Origin of the sequence: Methylocystis sp. ATCC 49242, assembly GCF_000188155.2 — a bacterium.
GTDB lineage: Bacteria > Pseudomonadota > Alphaproteobacteria > Rhizobiales > Beijerinckiaceae > Methylocystis.
In genome coordinates this window covers 1,733,905-1,748,377 of record NZ_KE124774.1, presented here as the reverse complement: position 1 = coordinate 1,748,377, position 14,473 = coordinate 1,733,905, and the positions used below count along the sequence as shown (strand labels likewise).

19 protein-coding genes and 1 tRNA gene are annotated in these 14,473 nt (G+C 63.5%); 7 read left to right on the top strand and 13 right to left on the bottom strand.

The features are described from left to right. Positions 1-237: 237 nt before the first annotated feature. Positions 238-1,032 (top strand): dienelactone hydrolase family protein, encoded by a 795-nt coding sequence (locus MET49242_RS10740; protein WP_036282860.1) that lies wholly within the window; start codon positions 238-240, stop codon positions 1,030-1,032. Positions 1,033-1,038: 6 nt separating this feature from the next. On the opposite strand, the gene MET49242_RS10735 is transcribed toward MET49242_RS10740, so the two are convergent. Next, positions 1,039-1,251, bottom strand: coding sequence for a DUF1674 domain-containing protein (locus MET49242_RS10735; protein ID WP_036282859.1), 213 nt, complete (start codon positions 1,249-1,251; stop codon positions 1,039-1,041). Positions 1,252-1,337: 86 nt separating this feature from the next. Between MET49242_RS10735 and MET49242_RS10730 the strand changes: the two genes are divergently transcribed. Further along, positions 1,338-2,753: an RsmB/NOP family class I SAM-dependent RNA methyltransferase gene (locus MET49242_RS10730; RefSeq protein WP_036282857.1), complete on the top strand. Its 1,416-nt coding sequence runs from the start codon at positions 1,338-1,340 to the stop codon at positions 2,751-2,753. 2 nt (positions 2,754-2,755) lie between these two features. Here MET49242_RS10730 and MET49242_RS25920 read toward each other — a convergent pair whose 3' ends face one another. Then, positions 2,756-3,670, bottom strand: a complete 915-nt coding sequence (locus tag MET49242_RS25920; protein WP_051134131.1) for a class I SAM-dependent methyltransferase — start codon at positions 3,668-3,670, stop codon at positions 2,756-2,758. Between the two features lie 202 nt (positions 3,671-3,872). Next, the gene (locus MET49242_RS23340) at positions 3,873-5,249 is read right to left on the bottom strand and encodes a S1C family serine protease (protein ID WP_158497287.1); all 1,377 of its coding nucleotides are present in this window, start codon (positions 5,247-5,249) and stop codon (positions 3,873-3,875) included. A gap of 59 nt (positions 5,250-5,308) precedes the next feature. On the opposite strand from MET49242_RS23340, the gene MET49242_RS25530 reads away from it, so the two are divergent. The 3 genes from MET49242_RS25530 to MET49242_RS10710 all read left to right on the top strand — a co-directional run bounded on the left by MET49242_RS25530 (position 5,309) and on the right by MET49242_RS10710 (position 6,811). Beyond that, the gene (locus MET49242_RS25530) at positions 5,309-5,473 is read left to right on the top strand and encodes a hypothetical protein (protein ID WP_158497286.1); all 165 of its coding nucleotides are present in this window, start codon (positions 5,309-5,311) and stop codon (positions 5,471-5,473) included. 48 nt (positions 5,474-5,521) lie between these two features. Beyond that, positions 5,522-5,938 (top strand): hypothetical protein, encoded by a 417-nt coding sequence (locus MET49242_RS10715; RefSeq protein ID WP_144259584.1) that lies wholly within the window; start codon positions 5,522-5,524, stop codon positions 5,936-5,938. Between the two features lie 204 nt (positions 5,939-6,142). Then, positions 6,143-6,811 (top strand): CatA-like O-acetyltransferase, encoded by a 669-nt coding sequence (locus MET49242_RS10710; protein ID WP_036282855.1) that lies wholly within the window; start codon positions 6,143-6,145, stop codon positions 6,809-6,811. Between the two features lie 9 nt (positions 6,812-6,820). Here MET49242_RS10710 and MET49242_RS10705 read toward each other — a convergent pair whose 3' ends face one another. Genes MET49242_RS10705 through MET49242_RS10695 form a run of 3 tightly spaced genes read right to left on the bottom strand, consistent with a single transcriptional unit; the run spans position 6,821 to position 9,706 of the window. After that, the gene (locus MET49242_RS10705; protein ID WP_036282853.1) at positions 6,821-7,327 is read right to left on the bottom strand and encodes an RNA pyrophosphohydrolase; all 507 of its coding nucleotides are present in this window, start codon (positions 7,325-7,327) and stop codon (positions 6,821-6,823) included. Next, positions 7,324-8,613: a divergent polysaccharide deacetylase family protein gene (locus MET49242_RS10700; protein WP_244430787.1), complete on the bottom strand. Its 1,290-nt coding sequence runs from the start codon at positions 8,611-8,613 to the stop codon at positions 7,324-7,326. Before MET49242_RS10700 ends, MET49242_RS10705 begins: the two co-directional genes overlap by 4 nt. A 52-nt stretch (positions 8,614-8,665) precedes the next feature. Continuing rightward, positions 8,666-9,706, bottom strand: a complete 1,041-nt coding sequence (locus MET49242_RS10695; RefSeq protein WP_051134129.1) for a Ppx/GppA phosphatase family protein — start codon at positions 9,704-9,706, stop codon at positions 8,666-8,668. A 340-nt stretch (positions 9,707-10,046) separates the two neighbouring features. Here MET49242_RS10695 and MET49242_RS10690 point away from each other — a divergent pair. After that, positions 10,047-10,120: transfer RNA gene (locus MET49242_RS10690), tRNA-Gln, on the top strand. A 439-nt stretch (positions 10,121-10,559) separates the two neighbouring features. Here MET49242_RS10690 and MET49242_RS10685 read toward each other — a convergent pair. Beyond that, positions 10,560-10,943, bottom strand: coding sequence for a hypothetical protein (locus MET49242_RS10685; RefSeq protein WP_036282852.1), 384 nt, complete (start codon positions 10,941-10,943; stop codon positions 10,560-10,562). Between the two features lie 87 nt (positions 10,944-11,030). Here MET49242_RS10685 and MET49242_RS10680 point away from each other — a divergent pair, with 87 nt between their 5' ends. Beyond that, positions 11,031-11,330: a putative quinol monooxygenase gene (locus tag MET49242_RS10680; RefSeq protein WP_036282850.1), complete on the top strand. Its 300-nt coding sequence runs from the start codon at positions 11,031-11,033 to the stop codon at positions 11,328-11,330. A 117-nt stretch (positions 11,331-11,447) separates the two neighbouring features. On the opposite strand, the gene MET49242_RS10675 is transcribed toward MET49242_RS10680, so the two are convergent. The 6 genes from MET49242_RS10675 to MET49242_RS10650 all read right to left on the bottom strand — a co-directional run bounded on the left by MET49242_RS10675 (position 11,448) and on the right by MET49242_RS10650 (position 14,444). Next, the gene (locus MET49242_RS10675; protein ID WP_036282848.1) at positions 11,448-11,720 is read right to left on the bottom strand and encodes a hypothetical protein; all 273 of its coding nucleotides are present in this window, start codon (positions 11,718-11,720) and stop codon (positions 11,448-11,450) included. A 476-nt stretch (positions 11,721-12,196) separates the two neighbouring features. Continuing rightward, on the bottom strand, positions 12,197-12,505 hold the full coding sequence (locus MET49242_RS10670; protein WP_036282846.1) for a hypothetical protein: 309 nt from the start codon (positions 12,503-12,505) through the stop codon (positions 12,197-12,199). Next, the gene (locus MET49242_RS10665; protein WP_144259583.1) at positions 12,499-12,837 is read right to left on the bottom strand and encodes a hypothetical protein; all 339 of its coding nucleotides are present in this window, start codon (positions 12,835-12,837) and stop codon (positions 12,499-12,501) included. Before MET49242_RS10665 ends, MET49242_RS10670 begins: the two co-directional genes overlap by 7 nt. A 327-nt stretch (positions 12,838-13,164) precedes the next feature. Beyond that, a complete protein-coding gene (locus MET49242_RS23335; RefSeq protein WP_144259582.1) occupies positions 13,165-13,596 on the bottom strand; it encodes a hypothetical protein in 432 nt (143 codons plus the stop codon). Positions 13,597-13,614: 18 nt separating this feature from the next. Next, positions 13,615-14,154: an HK97 gp10 family phage protein gene (locus tag MET49242_RS10655; protein ID WP_051134127.1), complete on the bottom strand. Its 540-nt coding sequence runs from the start codon at positions 14,152-14,154 to the stop codon at positions 13,615-13,617. Further along, a complete protein-coding gene (locus MET49242_RS10650) occupies positions 14,151-14,444 on the bottom strand; it encodes a hypothetical protein (protein ID WP_144259581.1) in 294 nt (97 codons plus the stop codon). The genes MET49242_RS10655 and MET49242_RS10650 overlap by 4 nt, the downstream gene beginning before the upstream one ends. Between the last annotated feature and the right edge of the window lie 29 nt (positions 14,445-14,473).

Here is a 14,473-nt window from a genome sequence, read left to right as displayed (position 1 = left end):
TCTGGAATTGCGGGCGGAAGCGCGGCGCGACGCGTGTCTGGAACAGGGCGCCTTTGCGACGGTACTCGGGGCGAACACGGGCTTACCCTCTCCAGCGCGGAGAGCCCTCTCCGCGATCGGAGCGGCGATATACGCGCTTTTCTCCGCAAAGAGAAGGCGCCGCCGTCGCGCTGGCCCGGCGGTCGCGGCTTGCGCCGGCGCCGGCGAGCGCGCAGTTTGTCGTCCCGGAGGTCCGCGATGACGCAACAAGACGGCGGCAAGGGATATGCGAAGGCGGCCGGCGCAGCCGCGCCACAGACGATCGTCACGGACGAGGCGGGGCTGGAAGCGGCATTGACGACATTGCCGGACGGCTCGCCCGCCTATGTCGCCCGGCCGGAGGGACGACGCGGCCTACCCGTAATATTGATCGGTCAGGAGATTTTCGGCCTGCACGAACATATCCGCGACATCGCCCGCCGTTTCGCGAAGCTGGGCTATTTCGCGGTCGCCCCCGATTATCTCATCCGATACGGCGACCCGATGGCGGCGCCGGATATCGACGCCATCCGCGCCATCGTCGCCAAAGTCCCGGACGCCGAGACTATGGCCATCTTCGACGCGGCGCTGGCGCACGCCGGCGCGAATGGCGGCGATGTGTCGCGCGCGGCCGTCACCGGCTTTTGCTGGGGCGGGCGCATCGCCTGGCTTTATGCCGCGCATAATCCGAAGCTGAAAGCCTGTGCGCCCTGGTACGGTCGCCTCGACGGCCCGCATACCGACCGACAGCCGCGCTGGCCGATCGACATCGCGGGCGACTTGCGCGTGCCGACGCTCGGCCTTTACGGGGGCGCCGATCCGAGCATTCCGCTCGATCTCATAGCCGCCATGCGGGCGAAGCTCTCCGCGGCCGGGGCGCCGGCGGAAATTGTCGTTTATGACGACGCCCCCCACGCCTTCTACGCAGATTACCGCGAGAGCTATCGCGACGCCGCGGCCGTCGACGCCTGGGGGCGGATGCTGGCCTTCCTGCGGGCGAAGGGGGTGGGGTAGGCCGGTTCAGAAATCGCTGGCGACGCCCTTCACCTCCCAATCGCCGAAGCGCGCGGGATCGAGCCCGCCGCGACCGCCGATCTCCGTCGCCTTGGCCTTGTCCACAGCGTCGCGGCGGCGAGCTTCGGCCTCGGCCAGCGCTCGCTGTGCGGCGGCCGGCAAATTGTTCTTTGTTTCGCGATGCTTGTCGTCGTCGCTTGCGCGAGGCGCGTCGGACATGGCTGCTTTCCCTGCTTTCCTCGCCCTGCGAGGCGTCGCTTGTGATATGATTCGCGACGCGTCGGGGCAGTGGAGACGGCTATTTCGTGAGCAGCAATAGTAGATCAACCCCCTCGCGATCGAAACCGGCGCGGCCGTCCGCGCGACAGGGCTTCGTCCCGGCGGAAGCCGCTCGCGAGGCCGAAGCGGCCAAGACGCCCGGCCTTCTCGCCCGTCTCGCGGCCGCCGCCATCATCTGCGACGTGGTGCAGGGCGGCCACCGGCTCGACGAATGTTTTTCGGCCAATGCGGTGCCCTCGCGCCTCACCGGCCTCGACCCGCGGGACGTCGCGCTCACGCGCTCCATCGCGACCGTCTCGCTCCGCCGGCTCGGCGTCATCCGTCACGTCCTGTCCGAGCTTCTGGAGAAGGGCCTGCCGCGGCAGGCCGGGCGCCTCGAATACACGCTGATCGCCGCCGCCGCGCAGCTCCTGTTTCTCGACGCCGCCGACCACGCGGCCGTCGACCTCGCCGTGCGAGCGACGCGGCTCGAGCCCAAGACCGGCGCCTTCGCCGGCCTCGTTAATGGCGTCCTGCGCAATCTGCTTCGTCGGCGCGAGGAATTTCTCGAACTCGCCGCGAGCGGCGAATACGACACGCCGCCCTGGCTCGCCCAGCGCTGGCGCAAGCACTACGGGGACGAGGCGGCGCACGCCATCTCCGCCATGCACATGCTTGAGCCTCCGCTCGACGTCTCCGTGAAGTCGAATCCGGAAGAATGGGCGAGACAGCTCGACGGCCTCGTGCTGCCGACGGGCTCCGTGCGGCTGCGGACGCGCGCCGCGATCCCGGAGCTTCCCGGCTACGCCGACGGCGAATGGTGGGTGCAGGACGCAGCCGCCGCGCTGCCGGCGCGTCTCCTCGGCGCAAAGCCCGACGAGCGCGTGCTCGACATGTGCGCCGCGCCCGGCGGCAAGACGGCGCAACTCGTTCATGCGCGCGCCCATGTCGTTGCGCTGGACCGCTCGGCTGAGCGGCTGAAGCTGCTCGCCGCAAATCTCGCGCGGCTCGACCTGCGCGCCGATATCGCCGTGGGCGACGCCACGGGCTATCAGGCGCAGCCTTTCGACGCCATACTCGTCGACGCGCCCTGTTCCGCGACGGGCACGATAAGGCGGCATCCCGACGTGCCCTGGACCAAGAAACCCGGCGACATCGACACGCTCGCCGCGCTGCAGGCCAAGATGCTCGCGCGCGCCGCCTTGCTGACGAAGGCGGGCGGACGCATCGTCTACTGCACTTGCTCGCTGGAGCCGGAAGAAGGCGAGCAGCAGATAGCGGCCTTCCTGCGACGCAATCCGGATTTCCGACGCGAGCCGATCACGGCCGCGGAGGGCGTGCCGGCGGAATTCATCAATCGCGACGGCGACCTGCGCACCCTGCCGTGCTTCTGGCCGAACGAAGACCCGAGGCTTGCGGGGATCGACGGGTTTTTCGCGGCACGGCTGACGCGGCAGGCATAGGCCTAAAAATGCAGCGTGCAAAGGAGCGCCAGCTTCGACGCATCTCGTTCTATTCTCAATTTCGCGGACGGCGCGTCTGCTTTGGCGACAATGCAACGTATGTCGTCTTCGCTGCGGTGAATCAGTTTCCAGTCGGCCAGGTTCTCGATCCAGATCCTGTATGGATTGCTGTCGGAAATATTGGTGAACGCGATGCAGCCGTCGGCGGCTACCGAAGCCGAAAGCTGATTGAGAAGCCGGCTGACGTGCCGCGATGGCAGATAGTCGAACAATCCGCCGCAAACGATGGCGTCGAAAGGACCCAACGTCGCCGCTTCGCGAGCGCCCCTTAAAGCATCCTGTTTGATTGAAGCCACCGACCGGGCCTTTCGCAGCCTGTCGGCCGAGAGTGCGAGCGCGTCGCTGTCCATGTCGATGAGGGTGAAGTCGCAATCCTCGAGGAATGGCGGATCGCCGGCGAGGTCGGCGCATCCGCCGCAGCCGAGATTCATAATCCTGCCGCCTCGTCGCGCCGCCCGTTCAATAATCCTTCGTTGCCAAACGAGTTTGTTCCTGTGCTGCTGGGCGATCGGACAGTTCAGGGCGTACCATTCCAGCCAGTAGGCTGGATCGCTCGCGTCGATGCGAGGCGTTGCGTCAGCCAACCATTCGATCGTTTCGAAGTCGCCCGGATAACCACGCGGCCACCTCTGCAGCCTCCTTATGAATGGTGACGCGCCGTGCAGTCGCCATGCCGGGCGAAGAATTTCGCCGACGTCTTCAGGTTGGTGCTGCAGATAATCCCCAAGTGATCTGCAAAGTTTGTGAATCGAGCTTATTGTCGTGTGGGGATCGTTTTGCTGAAAGCGCGCGCAAAATTCGGACACGGAATTTTCAAGATTGAGAAAATCCTGATCTTCTTGAGATAGCATCTGCATGACACGGCTCGTCGTCTAATGTGAATTGAAACGAATGATCGTGATTCACGCTACCGCGATCCGCTGTGTGCAGCGTCATCCAAACAGATGACGACGCTGACCCGGAAGTCCTCGTATCATGAAAAAGGAATGCGCTTCTCCCGATAAATTTCTCAGATCTCGGCTGGGGCCGCGGGCGTGAGGCCTGCGCGCTCCAATTCGTCTACCTGTCGCACCGGACGAGCGTCGACATCGCTTTCGCGTGTTCGGCGAGATCGGCTGAGGCCATGGGCTGCGTCGCGTTCGAAGTCGCGTAGCGCACGCCGTTGACGTCGAGAAAATTCATCAGCACCGTCGCCTTGATCGCAAAATTGACGTTCTGGGCCACGTCCTGCGTCGTCGCCGCGATCTTGAGGACATTGAGCTTGCTGACGACCACGCCGATCACGCCGCCATTCCGGTCGAGCACGGGGCCGCCGCTGTTGCCCGGCTGCACCGGCGCGGAAATCTGGATGTATCGCGTGTCGTCGTTCAGGCCCGCGAGCGCAGAGACATTTCCGACCGTGAAATTTCCTTTTGTCGAGAGAAGGCCGACCAGCGGATAGCCGAATACGGCGATCTCCTCGCCGATCCTGACGCCGGCGCGCAGCGACGCCGTCGAGGGAGGCTTTATTTCGCTTTTGAGCAGGGCGAGATCATTTGCGCTGTCGCGGGCGATTACGCGCGCGGGTTCAGGCGCTCCCGATCCGGCAATGATCCAGGGCCTGTCGCAGCCCTCGACGACATGGGCGTTGGTGACGACGCTCCCCGAAGCGGAAATGAAAAATCCCGAGCCCCACGACGTGGCGTCCTGCTTCGATTCCGGCCCCGGGACACGAGAAACCCCCGGCGCTGGCGGCGGCGGTTCGGCGGGCTCCTCTCCTACAGGATGAAACTGCGCGGAGGTCTGTTCCATCCGGGAAGGGTCCGCCGCGAGAAAACGGAGCATTCCATTCTGCCCCGGCCTCGCGAATCTGGCGACCCAGACGAAGCCCTTGCCACCTGCAAGCCTGTAGACGGGAAGGCCCTCTCTTGCGGACTGATGAAAATTCATGAGGTAATCGACGAGGAATCCGAGTTTCGGATTGTCCCCGCCGGCCAGCGCGGACAAAGCGCGCGGATGCAACGGCTGAAGTTCGATGTCGCCCCATGTCGCGATCACGCCGGCGCGTGACATGCGAATTTGCGGCGCGTTCCCGAACTGGGTCGAAAGCCGCGTCAGTTCGCGCTCGATTTCTTGTCGGGTGAAAAAGGCGGGCGAAACCGATTTATTTATATATGTGACGATGTTGTTGTAGAGATGCAGAATTGTGATCGCATTGCTGGCGCCGTCCTTCATTTCGTTGAAGCGGCAGACGATCGAACTCTGATATTGTTCGCTCGGCTGACATTTATATCGTCTGTACTGCCATGAGCCGGGGACGACAGGGGCTCCAACGCCCAATCCTTCGACCGCATAGGGCTCCATGAATCGAACGCCGCCCTTTTCCCTCGCGCAAACGGTCGTCGACAGCAGGGCGAGCGCGAAAACGTGAACATATAGTGTCGGCGCCTTTTGCAATGCTTTGTCTCCGCGTTCCACAGCGCTGCCCATGGACACGGATCGGAGCAGCTAAACAAATGGCCGTCAACGGCTCGTGCGGCAAGCTCGAAACGGCGCTGCGACGCGGCGTCGGCGCGTTTCTCCGTCTATTTCCCGAAGCGTCAAAATCGATCCGGCGACTGAACTATCCGCGACTATGGTTGGCGCCGATGCATTCGGTTGTTTTTGACTTTTTCAAGTAATACTCGGTATCATTGAAATGATAATGTCGACAATTCATGGAGATTGGAATGAAAAAGCTTCTCATGACGCTGGGCGCACTGATGTTTTGGTCGAGCTCCGCCTATGCCGTTTGCACCAAGCCCGTCGGCAAGTTCGTCGGATCCGCCGCTGGAGAAATTTACAACACGCAGACGAAGGCTACGGTCAAGTTTGCGCTTACCCAGACGATTACATTTGCCGCGGGCGGCAATGGAAACTTCACCCAGTCCGGCGAAGCGACGATCGGACCGCTCAACGTGAACGTCAACTTCGCGGCGGCGGATAATGTCTTCAACGCGAATACATGCGTCGGGAGGCTGAAGGCGAATGGCAGACTGTATCAATACACTTCGAGCGTCAGCGGCAACGACATGACCCTCGTCGACATTACACCTTTCCCGGACGCCAATGTGTCGGTCTATGTCATCAACCTCAAGAAGGTGTAGATCGAACACGTTACATCATGCGCGGGAGGCGAGCTTCAACAAGCGTGAGCTTCTCTCGAATTGAAGACGGAGATCGCCATTTTGTGGCGGTCTCCAGCACGCAGGAGGCGGACATCCGCGCCGTCGTCGAAGCTTTTCTGAACGCGCTCGAGTTTTGTAAATTGCGTTCGCTCCCGGGGCGCGACGGTCGAGAGGAAATGAACCATGTCGGGGCGACATGAAGAGCCGCCGGTTTGCAGAGCGATCGATCTTGCGACCTATCCGCGCCGGAGGCATTACGATTACTTTCGCGCCTTCGATGTGCCGGTGAACTCGAGAACCGTGCAGATCGACATCACGCGGCTCCGGCGCCATGTCTCGGCGCAAGGACTGCGTTTCTTCGTCACCCTCAGCTTTCTGCTGACCAGGGCGGCGAATGAGATTCCCGAACTCAGGCACAGGATAGAAGACGAGATTCTGGTGGAGTTCGACAAGGTGCTGCCTTCTTTCACGGTGCTGGACCATGAAAACGTCCTGAATTTCGCCAAGGGCGTTTACAGCGGCTGCTTCACGACGGATTACGCGGTCAATATCGATCGGATCGAGCGGGCGAAGAGGGGGCTTGACCAGAGCGACGCGCCGGAGCGGCAGTGTCAGATTTTCATCACCAACGTGCCGTGGTTCAGTTTTACGTCAATTCATCATCCCTATTCGCGACACAATGCGTCCATCCCCCTTTTCAGCGTCGGAAAGGTCTACGAGGAAGGGTCGAAAGCGAAAGTCCCGCTCGGCTTGCAGTCCAATCACGCGCTCGTCGACGGCTATCACATCGGACGCTTCGTCGAGCTTTTCACCGCCTTTTGCGCCGATCCGGAATCAGCGCTGCGCGCGTGAGCAAAAACGTCACGCCTTGGCGTAACGCGCGAACTCTCTCAGGACTTCCATATAGACAGGACGCTTGAACGGCACGATCAGTTCGGGCAAGTGCGAGAGTTTCTCCCAGCGCCATTCGTCGAATTCCGGCTTGTGTTTGCCCCCACCGGGATAATGAATGTCGATCTCGCTCTCGTCGCCGGTGAAGCGCAGCGCGAACCAGCGTTGCGTCTGGCCGAGATATTTGCCGGTCCAGCGCTTGTTGGCCTCCGGCGGCAGGTCATAGCTCAGCCAGCGCGGCGCCTCGGCGATCAGCTCCACGCTCGACACATTGGTCTCTTCATGGAGTTCGCGCAGCGCAGCTTCATAGGGCGTCTCGCCCTCGTCGATGCCGCCCTGCGGCATCTGCCACAGAAAGGGCGGGGCGACGACGTCGAACGTTCCCTTGCCGCGCCGCCGGCCGATGAAGACGAGGCCCTGCGCGTTGAGCAGCGCCACGCCGACGCAGGGGCGGTAATGGGGCTTCGGTCCGCTCATCGGCGTGCGCCCCGGCCGGCGTCCGCAGCCGTGCCGCCAGAGGCGCCCCTGGGCGCGAGCGCAGCCGAAACAGGAGCGAGCGCAATGCCGCGTCGTTCGAGATCGCGGGCGAAGCGGGCGACGCGGGAAATCGTCGCGGGCACGGCGTTGGCGAAACCGATGGCGACGCCCTTGTCGCGCGCCTGGGTTTCGAGTTGCGCCAACGCCGCGTCGATGGATTGCGGCGTGTTTCGCGCGTCGATCACCACGTCCACCTTCGCGTGCGGAAGCGAGAATTTCGGCGCGAGAGCCGTTATGAGAGACTGCGGCGCGGCGCGGTCGTCGAGAAAGAAAAGGCCGCGCTGCGCGATCTCCGCGAGGGCGCCGGACAGCGCCTGCTCATCGGCCGTATAGCGGCCGCCAAGATAGTTCATGACGCCGGCGTAGCCCGAAAAGCGGCTCATCAGCCACTGGAGATCGTCGGCGCCGCCGTCCGGCGCGCCGGTGACGAGCGTATGCGGGCCGGGGTTGTTCTGCGGATAGTCGAAGGGCTCCATCGGCGCCTGCAACAGCGCCTCGTGACCGCGCGCGCGGGCGGAAGCGACGAGACGGTCGAGCTCCGCCCCATAGGGCGCGAAGGCGAGGGTGACGCCCTCGGGCAACTGGTCGATCGCGTCGGCCGAGGTGGCGGCGTTCAGCCCGAGGCCGCCGATGACCAGCGCGATGCGCGGCGCATCGGCTTTCAGCGACGGCGCGGTGACGAAGGGCCGTGCATAGACGTCCATCGGCCGCGCGCCGTCCGCGCCGATCTTCGGCAGCAGCCCGTAACGGCCCTTTTCGACGACGCGGCGGTCCGGCGCCGGCGTCAGCCTGACGCCGGACGGCGGCTCGATCCGGATGATGCGGGCGGTTCCGCCCTCCGAGGCGCCGCTGCGCGTCACCTTCACGCCCGAGAGTTGCTCGAATTCACTGACGGTGGAAATCTGTTCGCGGCCGGCTGGCGGCGGGGCGGGCTCCCCGGCGGCGGCGACGGCGACGGGCGGGAGCGGCGGCGCGGGCTCCGGGGCCTTCGCAGGCTCGATGCGGGCGACGGCGTGGGGTTCGCCGCCGTAGGGGTCGCGCGGCGCAAGATAAAGGGCGAGCGCCCCGATGGCGACGAGGCCGCCCGCCGCCGCGCCAAAAGCGCGCCGCGGTTTCGCGACGGCCGGCTTCGGTCGGGAAGCGCCGCTTCCGAGAGGTGCGTTCAGTTCGTCGGTCATTGAGCCGGTCGCAAGAGAAAGCGCGCGCAGCCGGAATCCGAATCGCACGCGTAGCCATTCTGCCGACTGCGCGCCCCGTCGTCGAGGGCGCAGCAGTCGATCAGGCGCGGGCGAGCGCTCCGTCAGCTTCCATCAGTTCGAGCAGCATCCCTTCCCGCAGGCCGCGGTCGGCGATGCGGGTGCGACTCGCCGGAAACATCTCGCGGATCGCTTCGAAGATCGCGCAGCCGGCGAGAACGAGGTCCGCACGCTGGGGGCCGATGCAGCCGTTCGCCACGCGCTGCTCGAAATTCATGTCGCGCAGCCGCTCGATAGCCCGAGTCGCGTCCTCGTCGCTCATCCACAGACCGTCGACGCGCCAGCGGTCGTAACGCTCGAGGCCAAGATGGACGCCGGCGAGGGTCGTGACGGTGCCGGAGGTGCCGAGCAAATGGAAACGCGAGCAGCGCCGCACCCCAGTAGTCGCCTCGACGAAATGCGCCAGAGCCTCCTGCGCGTGACTTTTCATGGCGGCGAAGGTCGCGGCGTCGACGCTCTTGCCGCCGAAATGCTCGGCCAACGTCACCACGCCGAGTTCGAGCGACGTCCAGCTGTGCAGGCCGCGCGCGTCGGGGCGGTGCGACGGGCGGGTCAGCCAGACGAGTTCAGTCGAGCCGCCGCCGATGTCGAACAGCAGCACGCTCTCGGCGTGGGGATCGGCAAGCGACCCGCAGCCCCGCGCGGCGAAGCGCGCTTCGGTTTCCCGGTCGATGACTTCGAGCTCGAGACCCGTCCGCTCGCGCACGCGCTCGACGAATTCGTCGCCGTTTTCGGCGCCGCGGCAGGCCTGGGTCGCGACGAGCCGAGCCCTGGTGACGCCGCGCGCCTCCATTTTGTCGCGGCAGATTTCCAGCGCGGCGATGGTGCGCTCGATGGCCTCCTCGCTGATCCGGCCGGCGCGGCCGAGCCCTTCGCCAAGACGCACGATGCGCGAGAAGGCGTCGATGACCCGCAGGAAGTCGCCGTTGCGCCGGCGGGGACGCCTGTCCGGCCGCGCGATCAGCAGGCGGCAATTGTTGGTGCCGAGATCGAGCGCGGCGTAGGTGTGCTGGCTCCAGGAGGAGAGGGGGCGCGCGACCATTGTGGGCGCGGCGAGCGTCATCGCCCCCGGACCGCCGCCGCAGTCTCTCGCATCCAGACCCGGCCCTGTATGTGTGGGCCGTTCGGTCCCTGCCAAGGCAATGCTCCCGCAGTAATCCGTTGAGTCGCGCATCACGCCGCTTCCGCGACCCTGTTCGCGTTTTAACTTTCTTTCATGCCGGAACGCCGCCCGTCCCGCAAGGCGTTTTCCGCGCCACGGACGGGATTCGTCCGCTCTCTCCCCTCGCCGGGCCGCACAAGTCGTCGATAGAAGCGTGTCAAACGGTTGACAGCGCCCGCGGCGCTTACTAGACACCTCTCGCTCACGAGCGAAGCAGCGCCCCGTCGCCAGCATCGCGCGTTGGGGGATAGTTCAACGGTAGAACAGCGGACTCTGACTCCGTTAATCTTGGTTCGAATCCAGGTCCCCCAGCCACTTGATTTCAAAAGACTTTCTGGCTTTCGGCCTCCTCAAAATGGGCCATTTCCGCGCCGCAATCTGCTACAACTGATTTCCTTGATTTACAACGGTTTCCAACGTGGGGCCGTTTGCTCCACGCGGCGCAGATGCGGCGCGGGAACGCCCCTCGCCTCCCCATTCCCGCCGCCCGATGCTGGGGCCGGTTGCGGGGCGTCTTGATCCAGCGAAAACCATAAAATTGAGAATTCTCTTGAAGCTCCTGCCGCATTCGTGGAGCATCTTGCATTGAGGCTACGCGATGCGGTCCCGCTCAAGGGTTATGGCGATGAACCCGGACGACATTGGATTGCTCAAGATTATCTGTCTCGCAGCGGCGGCCGCTTTTGCAGCTCATATGGCCGTCGGTCTCGCTCACGCCGTGGTCGCGGTATGGCCATAACAAAATGGCCCGGCGCTACATCCGCGCTCGGCGTTCCTGTGTGCCAGGCGGGACAAGCTGCTCGCTTATCTCTCGAGCCTCGCGCCCTGACGCCGCATAGCCGGTCCCGCCATTCCAGGGCGTCCCGTCCGGCGCGACTTGGACAAACCACGCCCAGCGCCCGCCCTGCGGCCCGCCGTCTTGCAGATAGATGCGCGCCAGTGGCCGGCCCGCGTCGTCGAGCAACGACCAGTCGTCGGTCGCGACGTCGACCGTCCCGTCGAGCCGGCGGAATGAGGTCCGGCGCCAGTTCCGCTTCTGCATCGCCGGGACGATAGAGCCGCGCAGGCCTGGCGTCGAGCGAGCACCGTGGATGCGCATCATGGCGATGTCCGTTGTCGGGTTGATGTAACGGGGCATAGCGAACTGCCCGTCCGGCTATCGTGGAAAATTGGCAATTCAGGGCAATCTAAGGGGCGGGAGGCCGTATTTCTCGAGGAGGTCGCAATGGTCAATTTCGGGATTTTGGCGACTATGGAGGCAAAGCCGGGAAAAGAGGATGAAGTCGCAGCCTTTCTGAAATCGGCGCTGCCGCTCGTGCAGGCCGAGCCCGGCACGGTCGCGTGGTTCGCGGTGCGTTTTACACCCACGAGTTTCGCCATATTTGACGTGTTTCCAGACCAAAAGGCCAGGGACGCGCATCTGGGCGGCGAAGTGGCGAAGGCACTTATGGCAAGAGCGCCAGAGCTTTTCGATGGTCCCCCGGAAATTGAACGGGTGGACGTGTTGGCGTCGAAGCTCAGTTGAAAAGCAAAAACGCCCCGCCGTTACATCCACGGTCGGGGCGTTCAATTATCGGACCCGCGGGCCGACTTAATGGGAGGCTAGGCCACTGATTCCAAGAAGGCAAGGCTAGGAGGTTTCTCACCAACCAAATACACTCGTCGCACCGCGGATCGCGCGCGCGGCTAAATGTCCATTTTCGCTATTTCTTTCCAAGAATGTCGCGCAGAAGTGCAATTGCACGAGCGCGCCCGCCTTTGTTTGCGGGCGCATTTCTAAGATCTCCAACTCCTTGGCTGAAACCATAGACCGATCCAAATCTACGGCTTCGCCTTCTTGTTTGATTTTGGCCTCATGGTGCATGGACTCGAGACGCGCCCATTCCTCCAGAGCCGAGAAAATTTGAGTGTCCATGATGCTTCTTTTTTAAATTCGCGTATCGGCCGCAGTCTGTGATTTTGTCACTATGGATGCCGCAAAATCGGCCCGAGCGCCGGGACGAATCGACGCTCGGGCTTACCGAAGAGGAGAGGCGTCTACTCGACGGCGGCGGGATGCTCTTTCACCGGGTTTACAGATTCAAGCGTAGCCAAGGCGGGCGTTTTGACGCAGACCACGGACGCGAAAATCCGGCTGCACAATTGGTCCACGCATTTCCAGAAAAGCAAAACACCCCGTCGCCAACAAGGATGGCTCGCGCCGCTGCTCTCGTGATCGCGACGAACCTAAATGCAAAACGGCCCGCCTGGGAGCTATGGAGGCGGGCCGTCCTCGCTGACGATCGAGAGGGGTATTGGCATCGTCAGCTTCTACGCTGGCTGATGCAATCTTTCTGCCAGCCGATCACGCCGCCATCTTCAGCCCGGCGCGCTCCTGCGGGGCTTTCCTGACTAGAAGATGAACGGCGCGGACATGGCCCGTTCAGGAAGAATGTGAGAGAGTTCCGTCGAGTAAATCCTGTCGCCACACCCCAGCCCCTCACGGATGTCGCCGGGATTTACAGAAAGCCTCCCGGAGAAATCCGGGAGGTTTTTCATTTCTTGGGCGGCGCCTGCCCGCCGCATCTTCGCCGCCGCCCAGGCCGTCCGCAGGCATTGGCCGAAGGTCCAATCGAGCCCGAGGCGGCGCCCGTCTCTGAAGCGTTTGTGGGCGTCCTTCATGATCGCGGAGCGGTCGATCCTTCCGGTTGTGGTCAGCATGGGCTGCCCCCTACGGACTGTAGGTCAAGGTGCAGGATCTCCTTCACTTCGAGAACGAAAGGATGATGCTCGTCTTCCTCGGACCAGCGCGCCGCGATCACGCGAACCAGCGCGGCCGCCTTGACGCGGAATTCGTCTCGCGAATGCGGCGTTTCGTGCATCAGCACCGGCACGAGGTGCTCCAGCTTATCCACGGCGTCGGCGTGCGCCTCATCGTCGTCAGTCTGAAGATCCTCGCAAAGCGCCGAAACGCAGGCCGCGAGCGGGTGAATGTGGGACTGGTAGGGAAGCGGAAACGCGCGTGACGGTGTGGTATGTGACTGTTTGGTCATAGCGAAAACCTTTCTTTTCGCTTTGGTCAGGGCGACCTTGGCGTTGCCGCGCCTCGGTCGCCCGCTCGATTGAGCGCCGGAAAGCATACGCGCGAATTCCGCGATGTAAACAGTCTTGTGAAGCAAATTGAAGCAGCTTGAAAGTATAATATTGGTATAAGCAAACATTGGCGCGGAAAAGTTGATGAAGCCCGCTGGTCTTTACTGGCAGTAGCTATGCCGCGACGCGCCAAAAACGAAAGGCCGCCCCTTTGCGGAGAGCGGCCTCGGAGACGCGGGGCGCCGCGACAGTGGGATGCGCTGTCTTGGGGAGTATGCCCCCGCCGCTCATGAATTGCCAATGGCGGCCGCCGCGGCAAGGTCCGCCGCCGCCAGCGCCGCGCTGGACAGGGGCGAGAAGGTGTTGATGTCGGTGACGACGCAGGTGATCTCGTAAAGGCAGTCGAGCGGCAGGCGCTCGATCTCGCAGCTGAAGTCGGAGATCAGCACCATGTAGAACTGCCCGCCGAAGATCAGCGGCAGCGGCAGGCCGGCGCGACGCAGCGCGTTGAGCTGCAGGGCCGTCGCATAGGCGTCGTCGCCCCACAGCCGGCCGTTCCAGCGGATGTCCATGTCGTCGGGCCCGAGCGTATCGATGACGCGCGAGCCGCCCGGCAGGCGGTGGACAACCATCGCCTGCTGGCCGCCGAATGGCATGTGCGACGGTGGCGAGAAGTCCGTGAAGGTCACCGGCCCGAGGATGAGTGTGTCGATCGCCACAGACTTTTCTCCGCTGTCTTACTCTTCGCCGTCGCCGTCGTCCGGAATCGCCTCTTTCAGCTTCTCGCCGGCCCTGTGGAATGAATGCATAACGTGCTTCCACAGGTGGTATTCTTTGCCGCCATGCACCATGGCGTGCACAACCATCTTCGCGGCCATTTGCGCGACAAGGTGCGCCTGCCCATCTGCGGCGGTCTTGATGAATGAGCGAGGCGGGATCGTCTTCGTTCCGAGCTCCTGATAGACCGCGATCTCGCTGTCCGAGAAGACGTAGCCGAAGACTCGATTTCCGTCGCGATAGGGCGCGGCCATCTGGATCGACCGCTTCAGCTCGCCCGTGCGCAACAGCGGCTTATTCGCTGCATAGCCAAGCCGAACGCGCTCATCCTGCGTCGACTGGGCGAGAGGCGGCCAAAAAGGCTGGAGATGGCCAATTTGCGCCTTGGCCTTCCTCTCGATCATTTTGCAGCCCTTCACGACGGCGGCTTCCATCGCCGCGCCGACGTCGCGATCCATCGTGATCAACCGAGCGGCCATCTCGCCAAGCGAAATCTTCACGCCCGGCCTCCTTCGTGCGTTTCAAGATCGGCAACACGATCCGCGATGAGGCTCGCGAAGGCGACGCCAAAAGCCACAACGCGCGCCCGGGAAAATCCTGCGTGCTTCTCCAGCTCGCCAACAAATCCGATGCGCTGCGCTTCGATATCGCGGTTGATCACGTCGCGCGGCTCCCCGACCAGGCGCAGCGCCTGCAAATCAATGTAGCCCGGCTCCAAATTCGCCAACACGAACGCCTTGACATGCTCGAGCGCCTCTTTCGACTCCCGCGAGGTGAACGGCGGATCCATCTTTTGCTTGGCGCTCGTCACGTCCTTAC